This is a genomic window from Shigella sp. FC1967 (assembly GCF_001743005.1).
Lineage (GTDB): Bacteria > Pseudomonadota > Gammaproteobacteria > Enterobacterales > Enterobacteriaceae > Proteus.
In genome coordinates, this window is sequence record NZ_MIIZ01000288.1 from 1 (window position 1) to 9,600 (window position 9,600).

A 9,600-nucleotide genomic window follows, 5' to 3' on the forward strand; every position below is an offset into this window, starting at 1 on the left:
CCTGAAGTCTATTTTAACAACTCAGAATATAAAATAGAATAATCATAATAAGCAATAATTTTAATAAATAAACCTGTCTCTCTTAAAGAGAGACAGGGCTATTATTTAAAGTAAATACAATAATAATATTTTCTAGTTTGTGACTTTATATAAAGCAACGTGAGCCTATTTAAATAAAAATAAAGAATAGGTTTATTATGAAATTTACAAGGAAAATACTTAGCACTCTTATTTTATTTTCGGGTGCTAATCATCTTGCCATTGCATCTGAAACAGATAAAGCGATTCAATTTAGTAGCTTAAAAGTTTCATCAGCACAAAAAGAAACACCCGAACAAAAAGCATTGGGAAAGCCTGGTGCTTATAGCGCTATTGGTGAAATTAATAATCTTGAATCTGTTGAACAAACATTACGTTCAACACCTGGCACATATACTCAAATGGATGTGAGTCAACCGGGTATTAGTGTTAATATTCGCGGGCTTAGTGGTTTTGGTCGCGTGAATATGATGGTGGACGGTGTCACACAAACGATGTATAGCACATCACCTAGCCAATATGCGCATGGTGCACAACCCTACAACCAATTTAATAGTATGATCGATCCGAATTTTATTATTCAAATTGATATTTCTCGTGGTCAACAAGATGGTGAAAATAGTATTAATGCGCTGGCAGGAAGTGCTAATTTTAAAACTATTGGTGTAGAAGATATTTTATTTCAAGGACACTCTTGGGGAATTAGAAGTAAAGCGGCTGGTGGCACAAATGGATTAGGTTATAACGGCATGGTTGCTTTTGCAGGGCAACGTTCATTATTTAATGATGACGGTAGCATTGGTGCAATGCTTGCCTTAAGTGGGCACAAAATAGAATCTTCCTATAAAAATGGTGCTGGTTTTAATAGCGAAGAATTCTCGACAAGCAAAGAATTCAATCAACGACCGCATTCAGAACTGACTAAAATTAAGATTAAACCCAACGATTCTCATGAATTAGAATTAAGTGGTCGTTTTTATCACAATGATTTTAATCGACGAAAAATTGAGGCAAAAGATTATTATGCGAAATATCGCTATACACCGCTAAACGATCTATTTGATAGTGAAATTCTGCTTAGCCATAGTCAGGCATCACAAAAATTTGCAGGTGATTCTCTCGTTAGTTTACGTGAAGCAAATGCAAAAAATATATCTGATTCACTAGTCGCAAAAAATACCAGTCGCTTTAACTACGGCGAATTAGATATGGCATTAACACTCGGTTCTAAATTAATGTCAACGGAATACAAGCGCAGTGTTATTGCACCTTCTACTGATCTGTGGCAATCACAAAACATGGTTGAATATAATACGTTTGCACCTCAAGGAAAAAATGATTTAACCAGCTTCTTTTCACAAATGAAATTTGAATATGATATTTATACGCTCGATCTTAATTTAAATTATGTCGATTATCATATCAAAGGGCGAAAACCTGCTTGTGATCCACGAGCCGCATGCTTCCCTGAAGGGGAAATGAACCTCAATCGCCATGATAGAAATTGGGATCCTGGTATGTTGTTTTCTGCCGAAATTATTCCTGAATTTCAGCCTTTTGTAAGCTATGCACACACCATGAGAGCACCAACATCACAAGAGATTTTTTTTGCTAATGAGGGTGGTGCTTCAATGAACCCATTTTTAAAAAAGTGAAAAAGCCGATACGGTGCAAATTGGTTTTAATAGTTATCGTCCAGATTTAATTTTTGAAGGTGATAGCTTACGATTTAAAGGATTGTGGTATCACACAAAAAATTAAAGACTACATTTCCAGTGATTCTTATTTTGTATGTAAAGGTGGAGTGCGTTGTAAAAATGACGGTTCTTTAACTGGCGAGGATTACGCGGGGATAGAATATGATGGGAATATTTTTCTGTATACCAATAGCCTAGAGCCAGTGACTTTACGTGGTTATGAGCTACAAGCGAATTATGACGCAGGAGTGTTTTACACTCACTTATCATACAGTGACCAACGAACTTCACAGCCGACGTCGATTGCCAGTACAGATTTTGGACAAACACCCGCCTCTGAGCTTCCTAAATATTACGCCACCATCGATACGGGTGTTCGCTTCTTTGATGACCATTCATTAGAAGTCGGTACTGTGATCCAAATAACGGGGAAATCGCGTAAAACTTCACCTGAAGGCGTAGATTATGACACAGGCAAGGTACCTATGGTACAACAAGATAATATTCCGACAGTTATTGATCTTTATAGTAATTACAAAATTAATAAGAATATTTCTTTGAAGTTTGCGGTGCATAATTTAATGAATAAAAACTATTCTAATGCACTTGATAGAAGTAATTCAGCGCCAATTATGCAAGATCCGGGTGCAAACACACAAACTGCCCGTGGCAGAAGTTACCTTTTTGCAGGAGAAGTCCGTTTTTAAAATAACGTAATAATGATATTAAGACATAATAAAAAAACGGCATCAAAGGAAAATGGGTGCCGTTTTCTATATCACAATTCACTAAACAACAAGAATTAAGTTAATCATCACTTTTAGGTGTTGTTTTACGTTTAGCTCTTATTTTTTGTGTTTTAACCACTTCACTGGTGATCCAACCATCTTCAACGCGTGTTTTCAACGGATCGCCCACTTTCACTTGTTTGGTCTTTTTCAGCACTTCGCCAGACGCTGTTTCACTAATACTGTAACCGCGAGATAGTGTTGCGAGAGGACTCACACTTTCTAAACGAGAACAGCTAATAGCAAACTGTTCACGTTGACGTGATAACCGTAGTGAAATACTTTCTCTCATACGGTAAATCAACTGTTGTTGTTGGCGAAGTAATGCTTGGATTTGTGAACTAGGCTCTTGGTAATTAAGGCGTTTTTGTAGTTGTAGTTGTTGATGTTGCTTGGTTTGCAATAGCTGCTGAAAACTAGTCACTAAACGCTGTTGTGTGGAAGCTAATACATTTTGCTGACGCGCAAGACGTAAATGAGGATGCTGTTGCTGTAAACGATGATGAAGCTGTGTTATTGCGCGTAATTTTTTCGCTAAATAGTAATCCATAGCCATTTCAAGGCGTTGTTGCTGTGACTGCAATTGGCGCAATAGCTCAAGTTTGTTACGACTAATAAGTTCTGCCGCAGCAGAAGGGGTTGGTGCTCTAAGGTCGGCAATAAAATCAGCAATGGTCACATCGGTTTCATGACCAACTGCACTCACAATCGGAATTTTACTGGCAAAAATAGCACGAGCAACGCGTTCATCATTAAATGCCCAGAGATCTTCTAACGAACCGCCACCTCGACCAACAATTAAAACATCACACTCTTTACGGCGGTTAGCAAGTTCGATGGCATGAACAATCTGCATAGGCGCTTCAGCACCTTGAACCGCAGTTGGGTAGATAAGTACGGGCAAAGAAGGATCACGACGACGAAGAATATTTAAGATGTCGTGTAGTGCAGCTCCTGTTGATGAAGTGATTACACCAATCTGTTTTGCGGGTGATGGCAGCGGTTTTTTATAAATAGCATCAAATAACCCTTCTGCACTAAGTTTTTGTTTTAATAGCTCAAATTGTTGTTGTAAGAGTCCGTCACCAGCAGGTTGCATACTTTCAACAATTAATTGGTAATCGCCTCGTGGTTCATACAATGTAATTGTTGCCCTCACTAAGACTTGCTGGCCGTGTTGAGGACGAAAAGTGACTTTACTATTTTGCCCACGAAACATCGCCGCTCTAATTTGGGCGTGAGTATCCTTTAACGTAAAATACCAGTGACCAGAAGAGGGTTGAGTGAAATTAGAAATTTCAGCACTGATCCAAATGCGACCCATTTCCATTTCTAATAACTGGCGAACGGTCTTATTTAGACGGCTAACAGTAAAAATATTATTGTTTATCGGTAGTGTCATGTGAGCCAGATCAAATTTTAAAACAAAGACTTAATTGATTGATACTACCTAAGTTAGTGGCAGGATCAATAAAAATTTTGAAAAAAAGCTAGAAGCAACCGATTACGGTGTGTATAATTCCGCGGCAATATTTTCTATTTCCTAAAAGCCGCCTTGGTGAGATATTGCTATGTTACGAATTAAAAAAGAAGCACTTACATTTGATGATGTTTTGTTAGTTCCTGCACACTCCACAGTTCTTCCTAATACCGCCGACTTGTCTACACAACTGACTGAAACAATCCGCCTAAATGTTCCTATGCTTTCTGCTGCAATGGATACTGTAACTGAGGCACCTTTAGCTATCGCATTAGCTCAAGAAGGTGGGATCGGTTTTATCCACAAAAACATGTCTATCGAACGCCAAGCTGAAGAAGTCCGTCGTGTGAAAAAACATGAAAGTGGTGTTGTCACTGATCCTATTACCGTAACACCAGAAACTTCTTTACGTGAAGTTCAAGCAATGACTGAACGCAATGGCTTTGCGGGTTACCCAGTTGTGACTAATGATAACGAATTAGTGGGTATTATTACGGGTCGTGATGTTCGTTTTGTTACTGATTTAGATCAACCAGTTACTGCGGTAATGACACCCAAAGAGCGCTTAGTGACTGTACAAGAAGGTGAAGCTCGAGATGTTGTCATGCAAAAAATGCATGAAAAACGCGTAGAGAAAGCCTTAGTGGTAGATAACAACTTTCACTTGAAAGGGATGATCACTGTAAAAGATTTCAAAAAGGCAGAGCGTAAACCAAATGCATGTAAAGACGAACACGGTCGCTTACGTGTAGGTGCTGCTGTTGGTGCTGGTGCCGGTAACGAAGAACGTGTTGCAGCATTAGTTGCTGCTGGCGTCGACATTTTACTTATTGACTCTTCTCACGGTCACTCTGAAGGCGTATTACAGCGCATTCGTGATACTCGTGCATTATATCCAAATCTCCCTATTATTGGTGGCAATGTTGCAACCGCAGAAGGGGCTTTAGCATTGGCAGATGCAGGTGTAAGTGCGGTTAAAGTTGGTATTGGTCCTGGTTCAATTTGTACAACACGTATCGTAACAGGGGTTGGTGTACCGCAAATTACCGCTATTGCGGATGCAGTTGAAGCATTAAAAGATCGCAATATTCCTGTTATTGCGGATGGTGGTATTCGTTTCTCTGGTGATATCGCAAAAGCATTAGCAGCAGGTGCAGCTTGTGTTATGGTTGGTTCAATGTTTGCAGGTACTGAAGAATCTCCAGGCGAAATCGAACTTTTCCAAGGCCGTTCTTATAAATCTTATCGTGGTATGGGTTCATTAGGTGCAATGTCTAAAGGTTCATCAGATCGTTACTTCCAAACTGATAATGCGGCAGACAAATTAGTACCAGAAGGTATCGAAGGTCGTGTTGCTTATAAAGGTTTATTGAAAACGATTGTTCACCAACAAATGGGTGGTTTACGTTCATGCATGGGCTTAACAGGCTGCGCAACAATTAAAGAGTTGAATACTAAAGCTGAATTTGTCCGTATCAGTGGTGCTGGTATTCAAGAAAGCCATGTTCATGATGTGACTATCACGAAAGAATCACCTAACTATCGCTTAGGTATGTAATTTATTCCGAGAAAGGCTTGTTTTGATGCTAGATTAGCAAGCCTTTCAACTTTATGACTTTATCTGTTTTGGAATTCACCACAAATGACAGCAAATATCCATAATCATCGCATTCTTATCCTTGATTTCGGTTCACAGTATACGCAGCTTATTGCTCGCCGTATCCGTGAAATCGGCGTTTATTGTGAACTCTGGGCATGGGATGTTACAGAAGAACAAATTCGTGAATTTAATCCTAATGGTATTATTCTGTCTGGTGGTCCTGAAAGTACGACTGAAGATAACAGCCCTCGTGCACCAGAATATGTATTTAATGCAGGTGTTCCTGTATTAGGCATTTGTTATGGCATGCAAACGATGTCGATGCAATTAGGTGGCGACGTCGAAGTTTCTGGTGAGCGTGAATTTGGTTATTCACAAGTTGAAATTCGTGAAACTTGCGCACTATTCAATGATATTCAAGACTCAGTTAGCGAAGATGGCAAACCATTATTAGATGTATGGATGAGCCACGGTGACAAAGTAACGGCTATTCCATCAGACTTTGTCACAGTAGCTAGCACTGAAACTTGCCCATTTGCAATTATGGCGAATGAAAAGAAACATTTTTATGGTGTTCAATTCCATCCAGAAGTTACACACACACATCAAGGTTTAGCGATTTTAAAACGTTTCGTTTTAGATATCTGTGGTTGTGATGCCTTGTGGACTTCTGCCGCAATTATTGAAGACACGGTTGCTCGTTTAAAAGAACAAATTGGTGATGATCACGTTATTTTAGCGTTATCAGGCGGTGTTGACTCTTCAGTGACCGCATTACTGTTAAACCGTGCAATTGGTAAGCGTTTAACATGTGTGTTTGTTGATAACGGCTTATTGCGCCTGAATGAAGCAGAACAAGTCATGGAAATGTTTAAAGGTAAATTTGACCTAAATATTATCCATGTTGAAGCGGAAGATCGCTTCTTAACTGCGTTGAAGGGTGAAAACGATCCAGAGAAAAAACGTAAAATCATTGGTCATACATTCATTGAAATTTTTGATGAAGAAGCTATTAAACAGCCGCAAGTTAAATGGTTAGCTCAAGGGACTATTTATCCTGATGTGATTGAATCAGCAGCATCAGCAACAGGTAAAGCCCATGTGATTAAATCACACCATAACGTAGGTGGTTTACCAGAAGATATGAAGCTGGGCTTAGTTGAGCCATTAAAAGAACTGTTTAAAGATGAAGTGCGTAAGATTGGGTTAGAGTTAGGCTTACCATACGATATGCTTTATCGTCACCCATTCCCAGGGCCTGGTTTAGGGGTTCGTGTATTAGGTGAGATCAAGAAAGAGTACTGTGATTTATTGCGTCGTGCTGATGCTATCTTTATTGAAGAATTGCATAAAGCAGACCTATATAACAAAGTAAGCCAAGCATTTACCGTGTTCTTACCAGTACGTTCAGTGGGTGTTATGGGCGACGGTCGTAAATATGATTGGGTTGTTTCATTACGTGCCGTTGAAACCGTGGACTTTATGACCGCACATTGGGCTCATTTACCTTATGATTTCTTAGGCCGTGTTTCTAACCGCATTATCAATGAGGTGGGAGGTATCTCTCGTGTTGTTTATGATATCAGCGGTAAGCCACCAGCAACCATTGAGTGGGAATAAAATACCGTTTATCAGCAATAGTTGATAAAGGTTAAAAAACTAATAGCCATCAGTAAGTTACTGATGGCTTTTTTGTTTTCTATGGTTGGTAATGGTTGACAAGAACCGAAAAAAATGACGGTATATGTGACGGTATCAAAAAATAAATTATAAAATTAAGACACTGATACCGTCATAAATTTGCTGTCATTTGACGGTATCAGCATTGAGGTTATAGCATGCTGACCGATACAAAACTAAGAAGTTTAAAGCCACAAGACAAGCTTTATAAAGTGTCTGATCGAGATGGTTTATACGTTGCAGTGACAAAAAAGTGGTGTTATTTCATTTAGATATGATTATCGTTTTAATGGAAGGAGAGAAACGGTTACTTTTGGTCGATACAGTGCTGACGGTATCACGCTTGCAGAAGCAAGAGCCGAATTAATTGAAGCCAAAAGGCTACTAAACGTAGGTATATCGCCAGCTTCAAAGAAACGTGACGGTATTGAGAGTAAAAAAATAGGGACGGTATTCAAAGACTATACCGTCAATTTCCTTCGTGATGCTCAATATGCCGACTCTACAAGGGCCATGAAAGAAGCGATTATTGAAAAAGAAATCTATCCTGTATTCGGCAAGCTTCAACTAGAAGAGATCACCACACCACGGCTTAGAGCATTGTGTGAAAAGATAAAAGATAGGGGAGCAAAAGCGACCGCATTACAAGTACGTGAGATTGTTGGATCCGTTTTTACTTATGCCATAGATAGAGGTTATGAAATTAGTAACCCAGCAGATGCAATAAAGGCATCTTCGATAGGGACTTTTCAAGCGCGCGAAAGGGCAATGTCACCGAAAGAAATCGGTATCTTATTTCGTGAATTAGAAAACTATAGTTGTTATCCAACCTTAAAATTGGCCGTTAAGTTTGTCTTGCTGACATTAGTCAGAAAGTCTGAGTTTATTCACGCTACATGGGATGAAATAGACTTTAAAAATAGACAATGGGTGATCCCTAAAGGGCGAATGAAGGGGAGAAAAGAGCATGTTATTTATCTCTCTGACCAAGCAATGGATATCCTAACTGGTATGAAAGTTTGTGCGATGGGAAGCGATTACTTAATGCCTGGTCGATATGATATTAAAAAGCCACTTTCTAATGCTGCATTGAATAACGTGATTGATGGCACCGTAAAACGTATCAATGAGAAAGGTATTGAGTTCGAACCGGTTACTGTTCACGATTTACGACGCACAGCAAGCACGCTGTTGCACGAAGCAGGTTATAACTCAGATTGGATAGAGAAATGTTTAGCACACGTTCAAAATGGCGTTAGAGCCGTTTACAACAAAGCTGAATATGCTGAACAGCGTAGGAAGATGTTACAAGAGTGGGCTGATATGGTGGATGAATGGATAAAAGAGAAAGATTAACGCTTTGTCATTCTTCGCCAAGTGTTTTATAAGCAAGTAGTGACGATAGGTAAAGCACACCGACAACAGGCCAGATTGTGGAGTAAAACAGTCTGGCGACAATATCTTTTATATTGTCGCTTTCGTGCTTAGACTCTGAGAACAGATACCCAGCAAGCCATAAGTACACCGCTAATAACGTGAGTACAATAATCATTATCCGTTTTTCCTTTTGTACTGAGCATGATCATCACCACACTCTTTAGAACAGTAAGCGCTGTTCTCTGTTACAGGCTCTTCACGGCACCAGATACAAAATCCAGTTAAGCTTTTAGCTGGTGGCTCTCTATTTGCTAATGCGGTGTTGATTTGTAGATCCGTTAAGTCATTAGCATCATCTGCGATATCAGGCATATTTATTCCTTACAAATAAAATGAGAGTTGATAAGTTCGATACTGTTGTTAGGACATTGATTGCCCCATGCATCCCAACCTTGTGACATGTCAGAGCGAATAGCTCAATGCGACTTACATCACCGTACAACTGTTCAAGACGGTTTTTTACTTCCCATGGCTTTTCGCTATGCTCACCTAAACAACTAAATACGATTTGCTTAACACTAGCACTAATGCGCTGTAATCCATTGCCTCGAGTAGCGATTAAAACATCTTCACTATTGGCTCTGGTGTAGTTTCCCCCATTCATTTTTGTTTCAGCATCTAATAGTTCAAACAGGTCGAGATAATCAAATAACTCGCTGTTTTGAATAGCCTTATCAATTCGTTGCCATGCTAAAGTGTTAAACTTAACCCAAGTAAAAGCTTTCATTGTGCGGATTTTAAAACCCCACGCTTCGGCTAATTTAATAGCTTCGAGTACAAAATTCGTTGCCATGCTAAAGTGTTAAACTTAACCCAAGTAAAAGCTTTCATTGTGCGGATTTTAAAACCCCACGCTTCGGCTAATTTAATAGCTTCGAG

Annotated in this window: 5 protein-coding genes and 3 pseudogenes; 4 read left to right on the forward strand and 4 right to left on the reverse strand. The window is 39.3% G+C overall.

What is annotated here, in order from left to right; all coding sequences use genetic code 11:
* Positions 1-197: 197 nt before the first annotated feature.
* Positions 198-2,443: pseudogene (locus BHE89_RS02590) on the forward strand (TonB-dependent receptor).
* Between the two features lie 100 nt (positions 2,444-2,543).
* On the opposite strand, the gene xseA reads toward BHE89_RS02590, so the two are convergent.
* Positions 2,544-3,926: an exodeoxyribonuclease VII large subunit gene (gene xseA / locus BHE89_RS02595; protein ID WP_069368886.1), complete on the reverse strand. Its 1,383-nt coding sequence runs from the start codon at positions 3,924-3,926 to the stop codon at positions 2,544-2,546.
* 169 nt (positions 3,927-4,095) lie between these two features.
* On the opposite strand from xseA, the gene guaB reads away from it, so the two are divergent.
* The 3 genes and pseudogenes from guaB to BHE89_RS02610 all read left to right on the forward strand — a co-directional run bounded on the left by guaB (position 4,096) and on the right by BHE89_RS02610 (position 8,640).
* Positions 4,096-5,562 (forward strand): IMP dehydrogenase, encoded by a 1,467-nt coding sequence (gene guaB / locus BHE89_RS02600; RefSeq protein ID WP_069368887.1) that lies wholly within the window; start codon positions 4,096-4,098, stop codon positions 5,560-5,562.
* A gap of 84 nt (positions 5,563-5,646) precedes the next feature.
* Positions 5,647-7,224: a glutamine-hydrolyzing GMP synthase gene (gene guaA, locus BHE89_RS02605; RefSeq protein WP_069368888.1), complete on the forward strand. Its 1,578-nt coding sequence runs from the start codon at positions 5,647-5,649 to the stop codon at positions 7,222-7,224.
* 218 nt (positions 7,225-7,442) lie between these two features.
* Positions 7,443-8,640 (forward strand): annotated as a pseudogene (locus BHE89_RS02610) (tyrosine-type recombinase/integrase).
* 7 nt (positions 8,641-8,647) lie between these two features.
* Here BHE89_RS02610 and BHE89_RS02615 read toward each other — a convergent pair.
* From BHE89_RS02615 to BHE89_RS02625, 3 genes and pseudogenes are all read right to left on the reverse strand, one after another.
* Positions 8,648-8,836 carry a hypothetical protein gene (locus BHE89_RS02615; RefSeq protein ID WP_004250848.1) on the reverse strand — a complete coding sequence of 63 codons (189 nt, stop codon included), beginning with the start codon at positions 8,834-8,836 and terminating at the stop codon, positions 8,648-8,650.
* Complete coding sequence (locus tag BHE89_RS02620; protein ID WP_004250849.1) at positions 8,836-9,033, reverse strand: hypothetical protein; 198 nt, start codon at positions 9,031-9,033, stop codon at positions 8,836-8,838. Before BHE89_RS02620 ends, BHE89_RS02615 begins: the two co-directional genes overlap by 1 nt.
* A gap of 2 nt (positions 9,034-9,035) precedes the next feature.
* Positions 9,036-9,493 (reverse strand): annotated as a pseudogene (locus BHE89_RS02625) (MT-A70 family methyltransferase); the annotation flags it as partial.
* Between the last annotated feature and the right edge of the window lie 107 nt (positions 9,494-9,600).

Bases quoted from the DNA above. Each gene is read 5' to 3' on its own strand.
- xseA (WP_069368886.1), bottom strand. From the start codon at position 3,926: ATGACACTACCGATAAACAATAATATTTTTACTGTTAGCCGTCTAAAT.
- guaB (WP_069368887.1), top strand. From the start codon at position 4,096: ATGTTACGAATTAAAAAAGAAGCACTTACATTTGATGATGTTTTGTTA.
- guaA (WP_069368888.1), top strand. From the start codon at position 5,647: ATGACAGCAAATATCCATAATCATCGCATTCTTATCCTTGATTTCGGT.
- BHE89_RS02615 (WP_004250848.1), bottom strand. From the start codon at position 8,836: ATGATTATTGTACTCACGTTATTAGCGGTGTACTTATGGCTTGCTGGG.
- BHE89_RS02620 (WP_004250849.1), bottom strand. From the start codon at position 9,033: ATGCCTGATATCGCAGATGATGCTAATGACTTAACGGATCTACAAATC.